We start from the raw sequence: 20668 nt of genomic DNA, 5'->3' as shown, positions 1-20668 counted from the left end.
TTTATTAATTGTTAGGAGACTTGCTGGCGGGCAGATTTCTGGTGTACACATAGGGTAGTATTTCACGGTTCACGATAGTGGTCTCTAACCATTGATCACTCTCCGGTATCTCTCCCCTGAAGAATTTCTGCATCATCAACCTTGCGATAGGTACAGCATTTGTCGCACCAAACCGTCCATTCTCCACAATAACTGCGATAGCCACCTGCGGATCATCTTTCGGCGCAAAGCCCATAAAGAGCGAGTGATCATCACCATGCGGGTTTTCAGCCGTACCGGTCTTGCCGCATACTGCCACAAACGGTGCCAGATTAATACCACGACAGGTACCCATCGTCACCGCATCAGCCATCCCCTCGACAGTTATATCGAAATACTCCCTGTTGATACCCGAGTCATGTCTCGTAGTATAGGTTCCCTCCAACGCCGCTCCTTTGCGTTCTTTTACCACATGAGGTGTATAATAATATCCCCTGTTGGCGATCATAGCACCCAGGTTGGCGATCTGCAGGGGTGTGGCAAGGATCTCACCCTGTCCGATAGCGATGGAGATTATATTATGTGCATTCCAACGTTCCGTTTTGAAAACGTTTGTATAGAACTTGCTGTTGGGAATAAATCCCCTTTTCTCGGAAGGGAGATCTACTCCCAACGGATAACCAAAGCCCATATCCACCATATGGTCGCGCCACACGTCGAAAGCTGCCCCTACCGTTGCATATTTGCCCCTGTTACTCAACATGCCGTTCAATCCGTAGCAGAAGAAAGAGTTACAGGAGGTAGTGAGGGCATACTGAAGAGATAGCGGTGAAGCGTGGGGATGGCAGCCGGGACGTCCTCCCAGCGGAGGATATCCGCCATAACAGGCATATCGTGTCTCGGGCGTGATAATACCTTCCTGCAGGAAAATGAGTCCCTGTGTAGGTTTAAAGGTTGATCCCGGCGGATATGTACCGGCAATAGCCCTGTTGATAAGCGGTTTAAACGGATTGCTTTCCAACTGCCGGTAGTTGGCACTGAAACTTTTTCCGGTAAGAAGTACGGGGTCGTAAGTAGGGGCCGAGACCATGCAGAGGATCTCACCCGTTTTGGGATCGATCATCACAATACTTCCCACTTTATTATGCATCAGCTTCTCACCGTATGCCTGCAGATCGATATCGATACCCAGGGTAAGGTCTTTCCCCGACACCGGCGCTTTATCATGTGCTCCATCTTCATACTTTCCCTGCACTCTCCCATGTGCATCGCGGAGAAGTATTTCTACTCCTTTTTCACCCCTAAGGTCTTCTTCATGCGACAACTCAATGCCGGATTTTCCGACATAATCACCCCTCACATAATAGGGATCGGCCGCCATCTTATTCTTATCAACCTCGGCCACGTAACCAAGGATAAGGCCCATGTTGGGGTAATTGTATTGCCGTTCCGTACGGCTCTGGATATAAATCCCCGGAAATTTATATAGTTTCTCCTGCAATAGCCCGTATTCCTCCACATTGAGCTGTGTCATGAACAGTTGCGGGGTATAGGATGAATAACCGGGGTTCTTTCGGCGATCCCTCATATCGGTATCCAGGGTATAAAACCGTTCCATATCGATATTGAGTGTACGGCAGAAATCGAGCGTATCGAACTGTTTCATCTCCCGGACCACCATCATCACATCATAGGTAGGCCTGTTATATACAAGTAGTTTACCATTCCTGTCATATATGGCGCCTCTTGCCGGATAGAGAGTCCTGCGCAGGAAAGCGTTACTGTCTGCATACTCCCTGTATTGGGGGCTCATCAACTGCAAGTTGAAGAGTTGAACCACATACACCAATACAATTACTACTACTATAGCAGCAATAACATACCGTCTTTTGGCAAGGGGATTAGCATTATTGTTCACCGGCTTTTCTCCTACACATTAAACTATCCAACGCAATAATCAACGGGATTGTCACGACTGAACTCGTGCCAATCCGCAGCAGAGTATTCTTCAGATTAAAGAGAGTAAACGATTCAATAAAGAACAACAACGTGAGATGCAAGAGTACCATGAAAATGGTGAATCGCACAAAAGGACCGGCAGCAGTATTGATACCGGGTACGAAATCGTCATACCCTTCCCTCTCAAAAAAAAGACCCAGGATATTTTTCCTGAAAGCCCCGACAATAGTGATTGCCGCTGCATTCATCCCGGGCGTATTCAAAAAGATATCGATGATCAACCCCATCATAAAAGAGGAGACGATCACAGAATAGAGGTTTCTCCCTACCGGCAGTTTCAGCAGGAAATAGCTATACAGAACCGGAGTGGCAATACCAAAAAGGTTAATCCGGTTCAGCAACAGCGTCTGAAGCAATATCAGTAACACAAAAAGCAATATCTCGTATATATAACTCAGTTTCATTGCTGTAATGTCTCTTCGAGCTGTTTCTGTTCCTCGTAATAGGTGTCGTCAATCACCAGCACTTCCTGCAACGTATAGAAATTGGTGGCCAATTGTATATTGAATGTATTGAAATTATCATCCTTCGACCGGCCCTCACTATTTACAAAGCCTATGATAAGATTTCTAGGAAAAATACGTGAAAAACTGGTCAGCACAGTATCCCCCTCACGGAAACTCTCATGTTTAGGTAATTCCTGCAGCTGTGCCTCCCTTATATTTGTCCCGTCCCAGGATATAGAGCCGTAGTTCTCGGAATTTTTCAATCTGGCACTTAACCGGAACTTGGGGTTAATGACAGGTATTACCACCGCCCTATTTCGGGACACAACAGATACTACCCCCACTATACCGCCACCCGCCGAAATCACTCCCATATCGGGTCTGATTCCGTGCTGCGATCCTTTATTGATCGTAATGAAGTTGTTTACTCCTGAAAAACTCAGGTTGACCACTTCAGCAGAGATAAAATCGAATTGCGGCAATGGCAGGGAATCACTCGCAAAAGCACTTACCTGAGTGGAATCGGCAGCAGTAAGAATTTCTATCTGTTCCTTGAGCGACAATACTTCTCTTTCCAATTCAGCACTTCGTTCTAATAACAACTGATTATTTTTCTTTAGATGGAAGAACGAAGTAACATCATTAGAAAGTGAATAAAACCATCCTGTAACCTGATTGGCTGAAGTAAGATAGACACTGCGCTGATAAGAGTTCTGCGTAAAAACGAGATAGAAACTGAATGCTACCAACAGTGCAGCAAGCAGCCAGTGACTATTCCGAATGATAAAGTTAAATAGATTACGCATAAAACCTATGCCTTCTTATTTCTTATCCCTGATCATCGCCTTAGCTTTCGAACTAAGAGTCTGCGGAAAATTACCGCATTAAAAAGGTAAATTTATCAATATTCCTCAGCGCGATACTGGTTCCCTTGGCTACCATGTGCAGCGGATCATCCACTACCCTGAAAGGAATACCAATTTTCTCGGTCAGCCTTTTGTCGAGGCCTCTCAATAAAGCACCGCCACCCGTCAGATAGATACCATTACGTACGATGTCGGCATACAATTCGGGAGGAGTCTGTTCCAATGCGCTTAACACGGCCGAATCGACCTTGGATACCGATTTTTCTATACAGTGTGCAATCTCCTGGTAGGATACGGGCACATCCATAGGCAATGAAGTCATCCTGTTCGGCCCGTGGACGATGAAATCTTCAGGTGGATTGTCGAGTTCGGTAAGCACTGAGCCTACATTGATCTTGATCTGTTCGGCCGTACGGTCGCCCACCTTGATATTGTGCTGCCGTCCCATATAATCCTGGATATCTTCAGTGAAATCATCACCCGCAATCTTGATAGATTTGTTGGAGACGATGCCTCCGAGTGAAATCACGGCAATTTCAGTGGTACCCCCACCTATATCCACGATCATATTGCCTTCGGGAGCCTCCACGTCAAGACCTATACCGAGGGCTGCCGCCATCGGTTCAAAGATCATATAGACATCGCGGCCTCCGGCATGTTCTGCCGAGTCACGCACGGCACGGATCTCCACTTCGGTGCTTCCCGAGGGGATGCAGACGACCACACGCAGTGAAGGAGAGAACAGCCCTCCTCTATTTTTGTTCGCCATTTTGATCATACCCCGGATCATCTGCTCCGCAGCGTTGAAATCGGCGATCACACCGTCCCTCAACGGTCTCACCGTACGAATATTCTCATGTGTCTTACCGTGCATCTGTCTCGCCTTTTCTCCCAAAGCGATCATCTTGTCGGTCTTGCGATCCAGTGCCACGATAGAGGGTTCGTCCAGGAGTATCTTTCCCGCGTTGTTCACAATGACGGAATTGGCGGTACCAAGGTCCATTGCCAGCTCCTGTGTAAATGAAAATAAGCCCATAATGTATAATATTAAGCTATTCGATAGTTGCTATTTCTGTGTTTAATGTTTGAAGTGCCTTATACCGGTTTTCACCATTGAGAGGCCGTTTTGGTTGCAGTAATCCACCGATTCCCCGTCCCGGACGGAACCACCGGGTTGAATAACGGCTGTGATACCTGCTTTGGCTGCTATCTCCACACAATCGGGGAAAGGGAAGAAAGCGTCGCTGGCCATCACTGCCCCCTGCAGGTCGAAATGGAATGTCCCTGCTTTCTCTATTGCCTGATTCAGGGCGTCCACTCTCGAAGTCTGTCCCGTACCACTGGCTATAAGTTGCTTATCTTTCGCTAACACAATGGCGTTCGACTTGGTATGCTTCACCAGGATATTGGCAAACAGCAGGTCTTCTATTTCTTTTGTCGTTGGGATCTTGGTTGTCATCACCTGCAAACCGGCTGCAGTTTCAACACTCACATCCTTGTCCTGCACCAAAGTTCCATTCAACACCGAACGGTATTGCAATCGTTGTGTAGCTTTCTCACTCGATTTCAGTACCAAAATTATACGATTTTTCTTTTGGAACAAAATATCCAGCGCCTCTTTATCGTATTCCGGTGCAATGATCACCTCGAAGAAGATCTCGTTAATGGCTGCGGCTGCTTCTTTGTCCACCCGTCTGTTGGTCACCACTATACCCCCAAAAGCCGATACCGGATCAGCAGCCAATGCGGCATCCCATGCCTCTTTCACTGTCGGACGACAAGCCATGCCACAGGCATTATTATGTTTGAGAATGGCCAGAGCCGTTTCGTTGAAATCTGAGATCAGTGAAACAGCCGCATCAATATCAAGGAGGTTGTTATAGGAAATCTCCTTGCCATGAAGCTGCTCAAACACTTCGTCGAAATTGCCATAAAATAATCCCTGTTGATGAGGGTTTTCTCCGTAACGGAGTTGTTTCCCACCGTCCTGGGCTATACGCAGCGCCGACTTATCATCACCATCAAAATAACTAAAGATCGCTGAATCATATCCTGAAGAGACCATAAAAGCCTCTTTGGCAAACCGGCGACGATCATCTATGTCTGAAAGTCCCTTTTTCTCTTTCAGCAAATCGAGTAATGGCGCATACTGCTCTTTCGACGCTACTATAATTACATCCTTATAGTTCTTTGCAGCAGCACGTATAAGCGAGATCCCCCCTATATCAATCTTCTCGATGATTTCCTCCTCCGTCCCACCGGAAGCAACCGTTTCCCTGAAAGGATACAGGTCAACAATGACCAGGTCGATGGAAGGTATATCGTAAGATTTCACCTGTTTCTTGTCACTCTCATTGTCGCGCCGATAGAGTATGCCTCCGAAGATTTTCGGATGGAGTGTTTTTACCCTGCCTCCCAGAATGGAAGGATAGCTGCTGACATCTTCTACCGCTTCACACTCGTAACCTAAAGACTGGATGAATTCCTGCGTACCACCGGTAGATATAAATTTAACCCGTAAATAATGTAGTTCCCGAAGTATTTCTTCCAACCCATCCTTATGATAAACCGAAATGAGGGCTGTTTGAATTTTTTTTGACATTATGCGTCCGTTTAAGTCGTTATTTTTAAAATGAGTACAAAGGTATAAAATCTATCGCTCTTTTTTGTCAATCGGGTTGTTAGTTTTGCATAAATTTGAAAAAACAGCCCCGAAACAATTCGGAGCTGAACCATATATAGGTAAAATGTTCTATTTTACCATGAAATAGAGAGAATGAAAACCCAAAGGTAAGCCGGTTTCGGACCGGAACCGCATAAAACCGGTTAAGTTAATATGAAGTTCCGGTTACACAAGTGTTACATAATTATTATACCGGCAAGCGATCCATTATTCGCAGCAAGAAAAAGGCGCTGCTGTTTGCAACGCCCTTAAGTATTTTAGCTGTCAAAAAAGATGGCAAGGATCAGCTTCTCACCTCCCAACCGAGTGCGCTGGCGCCTAATACGGCAGCATCACTTTCCTTCAGGTCGGAGAACATCAGTTTCACTTTATTCCGGAAGATAGGTAACATGTTTCTCTCCATACTTTCACGAATAGGATCCATGATGAGATTACCAGCCTTGGAAAGGCCTCCAAAAAGGATAATCGCTTCAGGGCTGGAAAAAGCCACGAAGTCTGCAAATGCTTCACCCAGCATCTCTCCGGTAAACTTGAATATATCTTTTGCCATTTCATCTCCAGCCATCGCTGCATCAAACACATCTTTGGAGGTGATGTCATCGGCGGGGATATTACGAAGACGTGTCTGTATGTCGGGTTTCAACTCCAGATATTCACGGGCAGTACGTGCCAAACCTGTAGCCGAAGAGTATGCTTCGAGACATCCGGTTCTTCCGCAACCGCAAAGCCTGCCGTTGTGCCGACGCATGATCACGTGCCCGAGTTCACCGGCAAAACCATCATGACCATACACCAATTGCCCGTTCACTACAATACCGCTTCCCACACCTGTACCCAGCGTGATCACAATAAAATCTTTCATCCCGCGGGCAGCTCCATAAGTCATCTCACCGATAGCCGCTGCATTAGCATCGTTAGTAAGTGCTACAGGGATGCCAACCCGGTCTTCCAATAATTGAGCAAAAGGAATCACTCCTTTCCAGGGGAGATTGGGTGCAAACTCAATGCTTCCGGTAAAATAGTTACCATTGGGTGTACCTGCGCCAATACCTTTGATCTGATCCTTAGTGGTTGTCCCGGCAATAAGATCATCAATCAAATCGGAAAGCTCATCCAGATAATCTTCCACTTGGGAATGTTTCCCGGTCTTGATACTGTCGCTCTTTAAAATCTGTCCTCTTTTGTCCACGATGCCGACAACGGTATTGGTACCGCCTACATCAATACCTATCACATAGGGTTTATCCATAGATTTGTTTTATTAAAAGTTAGTCAATGATGATTATTAGAATTTTATCTGCACAAATATAGAGGTTTTTTGTTAAAATGGATCCATACTCACAGAATTATTTCATTTTTGCCATGCTTTATCCGAAAAGATATTTTATAAACCAAACAGTATCACACTTATCCCGATTACGGTTTTATCAAATTGTAAGCCGGAGAATTGAATTTCCGAACAGAACGGCTGACCGCTCTGGCATCCTCCCCGCATAACTTGCTCAACAATTCCCAGAATTTCTCACCATGATTCATCTCGACAGTATGCGCCAGTTCGTGAAGCACAACGTAATCGATCAGCCTTTCAGGTAACAACATCAGATAGAGCGAGAGGTTGACATTTTTTTGGAGGGAACAACTACCCCACCGGGTTGTACTTTTATTGATCTTTACCTGACTAAACTGTAAATTGAACTCTTTTGCCCAAAAGGCGACCTTTTGTGGCAGAACACGTTTTGCCTCATGCCGCAGGACACTCCTGACCATATCCTTGATCCTATCCTGCAACTGCCTGTCCATCATATCCAAACCATCAGGAATAAAAACTATCAACTCTCCATCCCTCAATCTCATCTGAACATTTTTCATTTTATCGGTTCTCGATATTCTGGCTTGAAACGTAAAAGTATCGATAACGGATTCCTCAGTAATCAGCGGTTTTGCGTTAACCGCAACTTTAATTAGTCGTGGACGCATCTCATCCAATATCTGAGGAAGTCTCTTGAAATCAAATCCGTATGGGACAGTCAGATATATTTCACCCCCCTTTCTTCGGGCAATAAGTTTTTTTGCTCTCACATTGGGTTTAATCAGAATAGACCCTAATTCATTGTCATAATATTCGTACATTCGGCAAAGATATGGCTTATTATTGGTTTTTCTCCCGGCTTTCACTATATTTGCAGCTTCAAATTTAAATTTATCAGGAAAAACCTGGTATTAACGACAATCTTCAAGAATTATCAACTATTTAGTAACTATAAGACAAATACACTGAACCCATGAATGAAATTAAATTTTACAACGGGGAGAATATTCCGTTGGAGTTACACAAGGTACGTATAGTACAAAAATTACATTTAGTACCTATTGAGAGAAGATTAGAAGCGTTACAGGAAGGTGGATTCAATACTTTTAGGCTCAATACCAAAGATGTATTCCTCGACATGCTCACCGACAGCGGCACCAATGCAATGAGTGACAACCAGTTGGCCGCCATGATGCAGGCCGATGATGCCTATGCCGGGTCACAGAGTTTCTTCCGGCTGCAGAAAGCGGTAGAAGATGTACTGGGCAAAAAATATTATCTTCCGGTACACCAGGGCCGCGCGGCAGAGAATATCCTGTCTAACGCATACGTGCGGAAGGGCAATCTGGTTCCGATGAATTACCACTTTACCACTGCCATGGCGCATATCACCCAGTATGGGGGAAAGATAGCGGAATTATTGTACGATGAAGCCTATGTGATCAACTCCTCCCACCCTTTCAAGGGAAACATGAATATTGAAAAGCTGGAAGAGATCATCAAGATACACGGAGCCAAGAACATCCCGTTCATCCGTATGGAAGCTTCCACCAACCTTATCGGGGGACAACCCTTTTCGGTGCAGAATCTGAGGGATGTAAAGGCCATTGCCGATAAGTACAATATCCGGCTTGTCCTCGACGCGAGCCTTCTGGGCGAAAATGCCTATTTAGTGATTCAACGGGAAGAGGAGTTCAAAGATAGCACAATGGGTGAAGTGATGAAGATCATGACCGGGCTGGCAGATATTGTCTATTTCTCGGCAAGAAAACTTAGCTCTTCCCGCGGAGGTGGTATATGCACCGACAATGCCGACATTTACAAAGAACTGGAAGCACTGGTACCTCTGTTCGAAGGATTTCTGACCTATGGAGGTATCTCTGTTCGTGAAATTGAAGCAATGGCTGTCGGATTGTATGAAACACTCGACGAAACGATGATCAGTCAAAGTCCCGACTTTATTGCTTACCTGGTGAATGCACTCGATGCACACGGTGTGCCGGTGGTAAAGCCGGCCGGTGTGCTGGGCGCCCACGTGGATGCGATGAAAGTGTGCGAACATATCCCGCAGAAAGAGTATCCTGCCGGTGCTTTGGCCGCGGCGCTATTCCTTATTTCAGGAATCCGTGGAATGGAAAGAGGTTCCATCTCCAACCAACGCGATGAATATGGCAATGAAACCTATGCTGATATGGAACTGGTGCGTCTGGCAGTTCCCCGCCGGGTATTCACCTTATCACAGATCAAATATGTAGAGGACCGGATGACCTGGTTGTACGAAAACCGTGCATTGATCGGCGGACTCCGTTTCGTATACGAGCCACCCGTACTCCGTTTCTTTATGGGAGGACTGGAACCGGTAAGTGACTGGCCTCAGAAACTGATTGCCAAATTTAAGGAAGATTTCGGAGAAAGCCTGTAAATACTACTCCAACATCTCTACTTTATCACTGATGAACTCTCCGGTAAATGCGATCAGACGCTTGAAACCATCCGGTAGATGTTCATCAGTGTTGTTATTGACTGAAATGAACTTGCTCTGATCGTCCCGTTTTAATTCGATCACGTAAATGATATTATTATCGGTATCATCTTCCCGGTCGAAACCATACGAATCGTCCATCTTTTCCAACTTACTTCCGGCTATCAATTTGGCAAATATATCAAACTCCTCCTGTGTCAGCTTACCTTCTTCAATGAGAGGCCTTGCCTTTCCTTCATACTTATCAAAGAAATAGTTATATCGGCCGATTCGGTAAGTGGAATCCGGATTCAACTGGAATTCGACCTTAAAATTATTGATACTCTCCATACTATATCTATAGGTGAAATCTTTCAGGCCGGAAGAGTGACTACAACCGATTAGGCAGGATAGAAATAAAACAAATAGACACAGGTTGAATATTTTTGACATCATTGTTTCTTTTATATTGGGAAGTCGCCTTAAAAAGAGACCAAAATACTAATAATAAATTCACTTAAACTACAATCAGACTGAATAACGATTAAAAAGAGGGTACAATCCCAATGTGACAATACCCTCTTTTTGAAATTATCCTATTCATCTCCAGGGAGCCGGCTGCACCAAATACGGGTTACCACTCTCATCTTCTCCCATGGTCTGTATTTGCCCTTCCGGTAATGGGAACATGGTCCTGGCACTACTCAGTGTGGAAGCCGTAGCAAATTTGGCTAGGAAATTCCTTTCAAACTGAATATAATCACCCAGCTCTTTACTCATATATTCTCCACCCCAACGAGCCAGATCAAACCAACGCTGCCCTTCCATTGCCAACTCCAGCTTACGTTCCATACGAACAGCCTTGATACAGGTTTCCTTATCGCTGAATGCCGCATGGGTTGAAGGATAGTTTTCAATCTTATAATTGGCAGCAGGTGCACCATCTATCTTAATGATATTCACCTCTAATGCAGCACGGGTACGTATCTGATTCACCAGATCCATTGCTGCTGCCAGTTCATTGTCATTGGCCAGACATTCAGCATACAACAGTATCATATCCCGAAGGCTCAAATACTGAAGATTGATAGCTGATCCCGGTGCCCATCCGTCGTGCAAAGCTCCTCCGGCTAAACCCTCATCCTGTTCTTTTTTGGTGTACACATGTTTCTTGGGCAGAAAGTATCCGCCATTGGCCACATCCCGCACCCAGTTATTTTGGGGTAACCCCCAATCCTTGTATGGAATACCGAAGCGTCCAACTGCGAAATCGAGACGGGGATCTACCGGAACATTATTGTTCACCGATATCGGGGCTTTTTCATCGCTCGATATATTTCTCACGGTTACATAGGGTGCGCTTCTGTATGAATTATCCAGCAACGGTAGTCCATCCGCTCCCACTTTAAAAGAGTTGGCAAGTTCGTTGGAAGGTTGGTAAAATCCACAGCAACCACCGGGCGATCCATCTCCTCCGTGAGGATAACAAAGCGACAATCCGCTATTTGCATTATTGTAATCGGATGAGAATTGTACAGCAAATATGGACTCTTTCCCATTATCGCGATAACTTTCAAAGTTGGCACTCAGGTCATCTTCCAAAGCATATTTCAGCCCATTGGATGTCACCCCGTTATCTATCACATCTTTTAAAATAGGCTTGGCAGTTGCCAGGTCACCCTTATGCATTAAAATCTTCGCCTTCAATGCTTTGGCAGCCCAATGATTGGCCCGGCCAGGGCTATCCTGTGTGGCGGGCAGGTCACGAATGGCAATGTCAATATCTTCAATTACCTTGGGATAAATATCAATATCGTTATGCACCTTGGGATCATTGTCGGTAATGGTTTCATCTACCCAGGGGATATAAGGTCCAAAAACCTTGATTCCTTCAAAATAAAACAATGCCCGGAGAAAATATAATTCGCCATTCCTTGATTTCTGGAAAGCCTCGGGAAGTTCTTCCACCTCTGCCATTGTCTGTAGGGCAATATTCACCCGTTTTGCCCCTTTATATACCCACTGATATTTTTCATTAATATATCCGTTGGTAGGCAATGTACTATACATCTCCATTTCATTCAATACCGACTGGTCATTAGCATCAGATCCCTTATTGGCATCTCCACCGTACATTCCTCCGAATGTCCAGTTAAACGGGGTAGCACCCCATCCGTTTTCAGTCAGATTTGCATAGGCATTCACCGTTAAAAGGTCAATACCCGTCTGGTTTTTCAAAGCTTCATGATTAATACTTCCCTGTGGATCTTTGTACAGAAAGTCTTCCCCACAAGAACCCAGTAAAACGATTACCGAAATAACCAGTATATATAATTTATTTTTGTACTTCATTGCTCTGTAATTTAATGTGATTAAAATTCAAAATTAACACCAAAGAGGAACCTCATGGTCGTAGGCCATCCACCGGCATCAAGTCCTCTACGGAGGTCCGAACCACTACCTGTTCCCGTTTCCATATTAGTGATCTCGGGATCCAGACCGCTGTATTTGGTGAATGTAAGCAGATTTTCCGCCTGAATATACAACCGAAGGTTGGAAATGGTTGCTTTCTCCAGTAAAAGTTTCGGGAAAGTATATCCCAGTACGAGATTTTTCAATTTAAGGAATGAACCGTCTTCCACATAATAAGATGAAGCAACGGCGCCACCCCAGTTATCTTTAGAGTCAAGCACCGGCAGTTTAGCTTTGGAATTGTCCGCTCCTTCTCGCCAGGAATAATCCCTCATCGTGGTCGAACGATTTCCTCCGAACAACGGGAAATCGGTAAAATATTTGGTATTATTGAACAGATCATTCCCAATGGTAGAATACCAGAACATGGTAAAATCCCAGTTTTTATAGGTCAATGAAGCATTCAGGCCGGCTACCAGGTCCGGATGCGGGTTTCCGATTACTGTACGGTCGTACGAATTGATCACTCCGTCAGGTACGCCATCGGGGCCGCTTACATCTTCAAACTTAAATTTACCAACATAGGACCCGGGATTACCGGTTATACTGGCTTTGTCCGTTCCGTATGGTACCGGCGAATTCAATACATCATCCTCGTTTTCATAAAAACCAATGATATTGTAACCAAAAAATTCAGAGATTGCACGCCCTTTAATAGTTCTGGTTGCAGAAGTGGAAAGACGGAATCCATCTCCATATAATGCATAATCATCAGCATCGGACAACTTCAGTACTTTATTCTTATAGGTGGAAAGGTTTAATCCGAGATCCCAGGCCAGATCGCCGGCTCTATCACGGTAGTTGAAACTGAAATCGAACCCTCTGTTCTGCATATCCCCATAATTGATATAGGGCCGTCCGATCTCCGTATTGGCTAATGCCGAGTAAGCAGCCTGGATCAACATATCCGATGTAATCTTATTATAAAATTCGAATGTGGAGGAAAACCGCCCTCTTCCGAAAGTAGCATCCACACCGATATTGGTCATCTTGGTTGCCTCCCATCGGGTGTCTTCATTTCCATAAGTAGCCAATCTGTATCCCAGATTCGACCCGGTATTCGCACCACCCAAATCGTAGTTCGTATTCTCGGGAGTTGTACCAAAAAGCATCGCGTAATTAGTCGCACGGGGTATTTCGGCATTACCGGTATGACCGTAACCAACACGCAATTTCAGGTCATCCAACCAGCTTCTAGTATTTTCCATAAATTCCTCTTCCGATACACGCCAACCGGCAGACATGGAAGGAAATGTTCCATAACGGTTCTTTTTTGAGAAACGTGATACACCGTCACGACGAACGATCCCGGTGAACAGGTATTTATCTGCAAAAGCATAATCAGCACGTCCAAAAACACCAAATAGGGCGAATTCCCCATTGTACCAGGAGTTATTGGTCCGTTGATTGTCGTTTTCACCCATTGCCAGCACCCATGTATTGGGATTGTCTTCATACAGATAATTATAACGGCGCGCTTCCATACCTCTTCCCAACCCGTCACGAATGGCTTCCGTTCCCAGCACCACGTTCAACGAATGGACATCCTCCAATACCTTGTTATAGGTAAGGGTATTGGTCCAGACCCACCGGAAATTGAAAGAAGCTGCCTCCTGAAAATGGTTGTTACCGGGACTTTCAGAGAATTCAAGATTTTTCTTACTGATATAATAACTGTAAGCATTGGTATAATCCAATCCGAAACTGGTGCGGAACATCAGTTCTTTCATCAAATCGATTTCCGACCATATATTTCCGAAGATACGTGAATTACTCCAGTAATTATCCTTATTCCTCTCCTGTATCGCTACAGGATTCTGCCAGTTACCCGTACCGGTGATCTTCGAACCACCCCAGTTACCGAAAGTATCTTTTACCGGAACCCAGGGCGAGGCACGATATACCCATGAATACGGGGTGCTTTCGGATGAATTGCTGGTCAGTCCCTGATCTTTCGTCCATGTATATTGCAGGTTTTCACCTACGCGTAACCACGGCCGCACATCGAAAGATGTATTGAGACGGGTTTGATAACGTGTATAATAAGAATGAATAACCGTCCCTTTCTGATCGAAATAATTCAATCCCATCAGATATCGACCTTTTGCTCCTCCACCAGAGAGCGTCAACTGATGATTTTGCATTGGTGCTACCCGGTCCACAGCATCCCACCAGTCGGTATCTGAGAACGGAACAATCTGGTTATCGGGGAAATTATAATTATTGATATTGATGTTCTGGCTTCCCTGGGCACCTGTTGTAGTCAAGTAATTCGGAATTTTTGGTTGAGCCCCTGAACCAAACTGGGCATGCTCGGGAACACCTGTCTCACCGCGCAGGTCAAACGAATTTTGTTGCGATTCCCACTCTATAGCTAACCTATCCATGGAATTCAGCAGGTCATACCTTTTCCCTGTCTTTTGCACACCATAATAGGCGTCGTAGGTAAGTTTCGGCTGTCCCGATCCGGTTCCTCTTTTCGTGGTGATCAGGATCACACCGTTCGCGGCCTGTGCACCGTAAATAGCTGCCGAAGAAGCATCTTTCAACACCTGCATGCTCTCTATATCATTCGGATTCAGACTGCTCAGATTCTGATTACGGGTAGAAACTCCATCAATCACATACAGCGGCCCGTTATCATTTACCGTATTAATTCCACGGATACGTACCATAGTAGCCGAACCGGGAGAACCGGTCTGTCCGATATATACCCCCGGCGTTTTACCCTGCAACTGTTGCGCAGCCGAAGCGCCGGAGGAAGCGAGAAGTTCTTTCGTATCCACAACCGCTACCGAACCGGTGATATCTCTCTTGGCCTGCGTTCCATAACCGACCACTACAATTTCCTGAAGACTCTCCATATCTTCTACCATCACTACGGTGATGGAGCGGTTACTCCCTACAAGCACTTCTTCCGTAATATAACCCACATAGGTAAAGACCAATTCCGAATTTTGGGAAGACACATTCAATGTGAAATTCCCTTCGGAATCGGTAACCGTGCCGTTCAGGGTTCCCTTTTCGACGACATTCACCCCGATCATCGGAGTGCCGCCGACATCAGTAACCGTACCCTGAATACGTGTTTGCGCAAACATTCCCAGGGATATTATCCACACAGATGCGAATAACCACCCTCTCATTAGATTTAACATTCTTTGTTTCATACTTTCATGTTGTTTGAATTAATAATTAAAAATGTGTATTTGATTAGGTACCAGGCAAAATAGTTTTGCCTCAATATTCATTCCGCTGATATTGAATGCTTTCATTCTATTAATTCTCCCTTCTCCACAAAACCGGACAATACATCAGGATTACCTGTGGAACAGAGGATAAATCAGCCAGTCAGCTTTAAGTTGGTTTATTGATAAACAAGAGTATCAAATGGTTTCTAAGCATAATTTAAAAAATTAGATAAGTGAATAACAGTATTACAAAACCTGTTCCGAACAGTTTTTCGAAACAGACAGCAGATAAGCAGAGACATGACAAACACCTGCCGTATTCCTTTGAATCACGGCAATATGATATTGCCCGGAACATCCAATAAATGTCCCGGAATATTTTACGGAGCCTGATGAAAATGGAACAATCCTCTTTTTTTCGGGGAATATGCGAATGGTATCTATAACGGATAACAAGCCGGAAACGAAATAACCTGGCTCTCGCCGTCTCGAAGGAAGGATCTGTTGATTTTAAACGACAAGGGAAGGATTTAAAAATCTCTTCAAATTGGTTAAATAGCGTAAAATACCCCCCCCCCCCGTCCGTTAATATTCGTTAACATGCAGAAAACGAAAGGATAAGAGGCTGATATTTTCACGCTATAAGTCATTTTGTTTTACCTTTTGGTACAAATTTACATTTTTAATTAAAACAAAAATAAATATATTAATCAATTTATGCAAATAAAAAATGCATTAATTTTTAATCAAGGTTCTTATTTCTAAAAATAAAAAATACAACCCCTATATATAATATTAATATTCAATAATATAAAAGAAAGGATTTATTTCGAATAATAATTGCATACTTCTTCCATTTTAATCACCGTCTCTTTGCCTTGCACAGAATTTAACACTATATCGTTAATAAGAACAAAAAGAGTTTCACCTCATTTATATAACAACATACCTTACCTTCAACCTTTTTGTTTTTCTATTGAATAACACTCCTCTGAATCAAGAGTAAAACATCAAGGGTCAGGAATAAAGGTTGTTTTAGAGCCGGGATTTCTCAGCTAAAATCAATCTATAGTTCTCCAAATTCACAGAAATGTAACGGATTTGTGGATTTAATAATGTATATTTGTTTTAATAATATTACAAACAATTACCAGTATGGACAAAAGAATTTATCTAAGTCTCTTATTTATCTTATTTATTGCCGTTTATGGCTGGTCACAAACTGAGATCATCGCCCACCGTGGTTACTGGAAGACCGACGGTTCGGCACAGAACTCCATTGCAGCCCTGATGAAAGCCGATTCCATCCATGTATATGGCTCTGAGGTAGATATATGGCTCTCTTCTGATGGTATTCCGGTGGTAAATCACGATGCTGATGTCACTCTGGAGGGAAAGAAGCTGATTGTACAGGACACACCGGCCGCTACGCTCAGAAAGGTAAAACTTGCCAACGGAGAACCACTCCCGACAATGGAAGAGTACCTGAATGCTTTCTCCCAATGCAAGCACACCAAACTGATCATTGAGTTCAAAACGCACAGATCAAAAGAGATGGAGGATGATCTGGCGAAGAAAGTGATCGATATGATACATGAACGCGGACTGCAGGATAGAGTGGAATATATTTCTTTCGGAATTAATTTTGTACAGCAGGTCAGAAAACTCGATCCGGACGCACCGGTCTATTATCTCAATGGCGATTTGTCACCACGTGTGCTTGCTAAAATGGGGTTGAGCGGATTCGACTATCACTTCAACGTGTTGTATCAAAAACCAGAATGGGTGAAGGAAGCACACGCGTTGGGGCAAAAAGTAAATGTATGGACGGTGAACAAACCAGAAGATATCCAAAAGATCATTGACCTGAAAGTAGATTATATTACCACCGATGAACCTTTGCTGGTAAAAGAGATACTACAGGCACAATGATTTTGAAACGGACTGCAAAAGAGTAAAAAAGTGGCGGGCATATATATCCATATTCCTTTTTGTAAAACCCGGTGTACTTACTGTGATTTTTACACCGGTACCAACGAAACGCAGATGGATGCTTTCGTCGATGCACTCTGTGCCGAAGCCAGGATAAGAAAAGATGAGATTCCGGAACAGGTGAAGACCGTTTACTTTGGCGGTGGAACCCCTTCACGACTCCGGCAGGAACATTTCGACAAGATATTCGATGCACTACAGCACCATTATTTCATTGCCCCGGAGGTGGAGATCACGGTGGAAGCAAACCCCGACGATCTTTCGGAGGCGTATGTGGAGATGCTCTCCCAATTACCTGTCAACCGCCTCAGCATCGGCATACAGAGTTTTGACGACGAAGAGTTGAAATTCCTGAGTCGGCGGCATTCAGCACAGCAGGCCATCGACACCGTGAAGAGATGCCAGCAACATGGTTTCGGGAATATAAGCATCGACCTGATGTATGGATTACCGCAACAGACAGAGGAGATTTGGCAGTATAATCTGGCACAGGCCATTGCCCTCGATATCCCTCATATCTCCTCCTACCATCTTATCTATGAAGAGAAAACAAAAATGTACAGGCTTTTACAAGCCGGCAGAATAAAACCGATAGGTGAAGAGGTCAGCACCACCATGTTCACTATGCTGATTGACCGGCTCACCTCGCATGGATATATCCACTATGAAATTTCAGCATTTGGGAAAGAGGGTTACTTTTCACGACATAACAGTTCTTATTGGAAGAACGAGAAATACCTCGGTTTAGGGCCGGCAGCCCATTCGTTCGATGGTGACAACCGTTCCTTGAATGTGCCGTCACTTATCCGGTATATCAGAGGTATAGAATCGGGCATATTGAACCGTGAAACAGAATATCTGAGCCTCAGTGAAAAATATAATGAAACCGTGCTTACTGGTCTGCGTACTATGTGGGGACTCGATCTTAGGGAACTTATAACCCGCTTTGGTGATGAATTTTACCGCTACTGCTTACAAAATGCACGAAAGTACCTTGACAGGAATCTGCTCAAAACCGAAGACGACAGGTTGAAACTGACCCGCGACGGTATCTTTATATCTGACGGTATTATGAGCGACCTGATGTGGGTCGGTTAAGTGATTACTCTACTTCCAACTGATTCTGGAAATCATAAAAGGTTTTCCTCATCAGATCAGCCAATGACAGTTGATAATTGATATACGCTCTCAGGTGGGATGTATAAGCATTGTTCAGACGATTCCTCTCCAACGCCAACCCCTGACTATCAATGTCCCCGTCAGAAAACCGCTGGCGTGTTATCTCAAAACTTTTTTCGGCAACCACCACATTTTTTTCCAGCACCTGCAATCTTTTTAAATTGCTGTTGATGCTGGCAATAAGATTTTTCACTTCAGTCTCTATTTCCCTTTCAACCTCTTCTTTCCGATAATTGTATTGTTTTAACCGCGATTCGGAAGCTCTTACCAAAGCCCTGTTTTCTCCCCAATCGAGGATGGGTATTGTAATGGTCAACCCCACACCATAACTGGAATTTCTATCTATCAGGTTTCTGTATGAATTTCTAATGGAAGGGAAAAGACCAATATCGGTTTGCTGATCTATACCGGCTCTTTCAAAATAAGCGTCGATACTCCCTCTGATCATTCCGTTTGATTTCTGCTGCTTTATGTTCAACTTCTGCAATTCTATCTGGATCTCCTGTTCTCTGACTTCCAACCTGTTTTTGAGTGCCATCTCAATAGCCTTCTCAGGATCGACTACTATAATCTGATAGTTTAACTCATTGTTCAATGTCACGCTATCATCCAAATTCAACCCTAACAATTCTTTGAAGGAGTTTTTGGCAGACACTTCATTTAAAACTGCAATATCGTGATTGTTTTGCGCTTCGGCCAAATCGACCTCCATCTGTAAAGCATCTACTTCACGTATCAATCCGGCAGCATATTTGTTCTGCGATATTTCATGTGCATCCATTTGCCTTTCCAGGTCGAGATGGGCGATCTCCGTACTTCTTTGGAGCGACAATAAATTATAATATGCGCTACTTACCTGATATACAAGATTCAATTCTTCCCTTTTATACTGTTTGTTGGAGCGTTCGTAATCAAGTTCCGCTCTTTTAAGCGTTGACCGGATATTATTGTATGCATAAAAGGAATGGAGCGGCTGACTAAATCCAATACGGGAACGCAGACGGGAAGAACGGAAATTGCTATTTAAATTTTCTCCACTCGATAACATATTCTGAATAAATATATTACCATCTGTCGGCAAAGGCTGGTTGATAGTCAATATGGTGGAATAACCCAGCTCTTTCACAGGATAATAAAAGGTAATACCCGTGGTATCTTTCCAGCTTTCAATAGTTTCAGTGTATTGAGGAGCTCCAATGGTCATATCGATATGCGTCTTCAACCGGCTGGTAGCGGACTTCAAATTATATTCGGCAATTTTAAGGTCTTCTCCTAATTTCAACATACTGTAACTTTTGCTCTTAGCTATCTCGATACTTTCTTCCAAAGTAAGGGTATGCACCGACTGACTATGCAATAACAGTGAAGAGACACATAAATATGTACAGATTAAAAACAATTTTTTCATAAGATTCTATTGATTTGGGAATTAATAAAAAGTGAAAAGTGAAAAACTAAAAGTGAAAAGTAAATATTAGAACCAAGAGTCAAGGACCAAAAATCAAGACTTTTAAATTTCTTTACTTCTTCACTTCCCAATTCTAATTTCTTAATTCTAATTTCTAACTTCTAATTATCAACTTAATTGTTTTCTTTTAAGATTCGGCTTATCGGAATGGATCATCCCGTCTTTCAGATAAATATTCCGATGGGCATAGTCTGCTATTTCCTGTTCATGCGTAATTAAAATAATGGTGTTTCCTTCTTTGTGCAATTCATCGAACAGCCTCATGATCTCTACTCCTGTTTTAGAATCGAGCGCTCCGGTAGGCTCATCCGCCAACAATATCCCGGGATTGGTTACCAGAGCCCTGGCAATAGCTACTCTCTGTCGCTGTCCGCCACTCAATTCCGAAGGTTTATGATGCAACCGGTCAGACAACCCTACCCTTTCCAAAGCTTTCAATGCCTTTTCCCGGCGCTCAATACCCGGTATTCCCGCATAAACTAACGGCAATTCCACATTCTGAATGGCATTCAACCGGGGCAGCAGATTAAAATTCTGAAAAATAAAACCTATCACTACTGACCGGATAAAATTTCAGAAAAAAATGGGGCTACCGCCTCAAGG

15 protein-coding genes are annotated in these 20668 nt (G+C 43.9%); 3 read left to right on the top strand and 12 right to left on the bottom strand.

Annotated elements, in window-relative coordinates; genetic code table 11:
- Positions 1-4 precede the first annotated feature (4 nt).
- The 7 genes from mrdA to U2P89_RS11605 all read right to left on the bottom strand — a co-directional run bounded on the left by mrdA (position 5) and on the right by U2P89_RS11605 (position 8123).
- Positions 5-1897, bottom strand: a complete 1893-nt coding sequence (mrdA, locus tag U2P89_RS11635; protein WP_091909038.1) for a penicillin-binding protein 2 — start codon at positions 1895-1897, stop codon at positions 5-7.
- Positions 1887-2402 (bottom strand): rod shape-determining protein MreD, encoded by a 516-nt coding sequence (gene mreD / locus U2P89_RS11630; RefSeq protein WP_091909041.1) that lies wholly within the window; start codon positions 2400-2402, stop codon positions 1887-1889. Before mreD ends, mrdA begins: the two co-directional genes overlap by 11 nt.
- Complete coding sequence (gene mreC, locus U2P89_RS11625; RefSeq protein ID WP_313381358.1) at positions 2399-3250, bottom strand: rod shape-determining protein MreC; 852 nt, start codon at positions 3248-3250, stop codon at positions 2399-2401. The genes mreD and mreC overlap by 4 nt, the downstream gene beginning before the upstream one ends.
- A gap of 70 nt (positions 3251-3320) precedes the next feature.
- Positions 3321-4346 carry a rod shape-determining protein gene (locus tag U2P89_RS11620; RefSeq protein WP_019539746.1) on the bottom strand — a complete coding sequence of 342 codons (1026 nt, stop codon included), beginning with the start codon at positions 4344-4346 and terminating at the stop codon, positions 3321-3323.
- A gap of 42 nt (positions 4347-4388) precedes the next feature.
- Positions 4389-5912 carry a bifunctional phosphoribosylaminoimidazolecarboxamide formyltransferase/IMP cyclohydrolase gene (gene purH, locus U2P89_RS11615; RefSeq protein WP_322191473.1) on the bottom strand — a complete coding sequence of 508 codons (1524 nt, stop codon included), beginning with the start codon at positions 5910-5912 and terminating at the stop codon, positions 4389-4391.
- A gap of 364 nt (positions 5913-6276) precedes the next feature.
- On the bottom strand, positions 6277-7242 hold the full coding sequence (locus U2P89_RS11610) for an ROK family protein (protein ID WP_091906300.1): 966 nt from the start codon (positions 7240-7242) through the stop codon (positions 6277-6279).
- Between the two features lie 167 nt (positions 7243-7409).
- Positions 7410-8123: a M48 family metallopeptidase gene (locus U2P89_RS11605; RefSeq protein ID WP_322191472.1), complete on the bottom strand. Its 714-nt coding sequence runs from the start codon at positions 8121-8123 to the stop codon at positions 7410-7412.
- Positions 8124-8275: 152 nt separating this feature from the next.
- Here U2P89_RS11605 and U2P89_RS11600 point away from each other — a divergent pair, with 152 nt between their 5' ends.
- Positions 8276-9724, top strand: coding sequence for a tryptophanase (locus U2P89_RS11600; protein ID WP_322191471.1), 1449 nt, complete (start codon positions 8276-8278; stop codon positions 9722-9724).
- Positions 9725-9727: 3 nt separating this feature from the next.
- Here the strand turns inward: U2P89_RS11600 and U2P89_RS11595 are convergent, their stop codons facing one another.
- The 3 genes from U2P89_RS11595 to U2P89_RS11585 all read right to left on the bottom strand — a co-directional run bounded on the left by U2P89_RS11595 (position 9728) and on the right by U2P89_RS11585 (position 15381).
- Positions 9728-10114 (bottom strand): hypothetical protein, encoded by a 387-nt coding sequence (locus U2P89_RS11595; RefSeq protein ID WP_019539752.1) that lies wholly within the window; start codon positions 10112-10114, stop codon positions 9728-9730.
- 249 nt (positions 10115-10363) lie between these two features.
- Entirely contained in the window at positions 10364-12115 is a 1752-nt protein-coding gene (locus tag U2P89_RS11590) for a RagB/SusD family nutrient uptake outer membrane protein (RefSeq protein ID WP_322191470.1), read from the bottom strand.
- 20 nt (positions 12116-12135) lie between these two features.
- Positions 12136-15381 carry a TonB-dependent receptor gene (locus U2P89_RS11585; protein ID WP_322191486.1) on the bottom strand — a complete coding sequence of 1082 codons (3246 nt, stop codon included), beginning with the start codon at positions 15379-15381 and terminating at the stop codon, positions 12136-12138.
- A 1200-nt stretch (positions 15382-16581) separates the two neighbouring features.
- On the opposite strand from U2P89_RS11585, the gene U2P89_RS11580 reads away from it, so the two are divergent.
- Together U2P89_RS11580 and hemW are read left to right on the top strand one after the other, a co-directional pair.
- Positions 16582-17358, top strand: a complete 777-nt coding sequence (locus tag U2P89_RS11580; protein WP_019539756.1) for a glycerophosphodiester phosphodiesterase — start codon at positions 16582-16584, stop codon at positions 17356-17358.
- A 30-nt stretch (positions 17359-17388) separates the two neighbouring features.
- Positions 17389-18516, top strand: coding sequence for a radical SAM family heme chaperone HemW (hemW, locus tag U2P89_RS11575; RefSeq protein WP_322191469.1), 1128 nt, complete (start codon positions 17389-17391; stop codon positions 18514-18516).
- Between the two features lie 4 nt (positions 18517-18520).
- Here the strand turns inward: hemW and U2P89_RS11570 are convergent, their stop codons facing one another.
- Positions 18521-20005: a TolC family protein gene (locus tag U2P89_RS11570; RefSeq protein WP_322191468.1), complete on the bottom strand. Its 1485-nt coding sequence runs from the start codon at positions 20003-20005 to the stop codon at positions 18521-18523.
- Positions 20006-20173: 168 nt separating this feature from the next.
- Entirely contained in the window at positions 20174-20620 is a 447-nt protein-coding gene (locus tag U2P89_RS11565; RefSeq protein WP_322191467.1) for an ABC transporter ATP-binding protein, read from the bottom strand.
- Positions 20621-20668: the final 48 nt, after the last annotated feature.

The sequence above is a fragment of the Proteiniphilum sp. genome (assembly GCF_034331125.1).
In the GTDB taxonomy this organism is placed as follows: Bacteria; Bacteroidota; Bacteroidia; order Bacteroidales; family Dysgonomonadaceae; genus Proteiniphilum; species Proteiniphilum saccharofermentans.
This window is presented reverse-complemented; position numbering and strand designations above follow the sequence as displayed.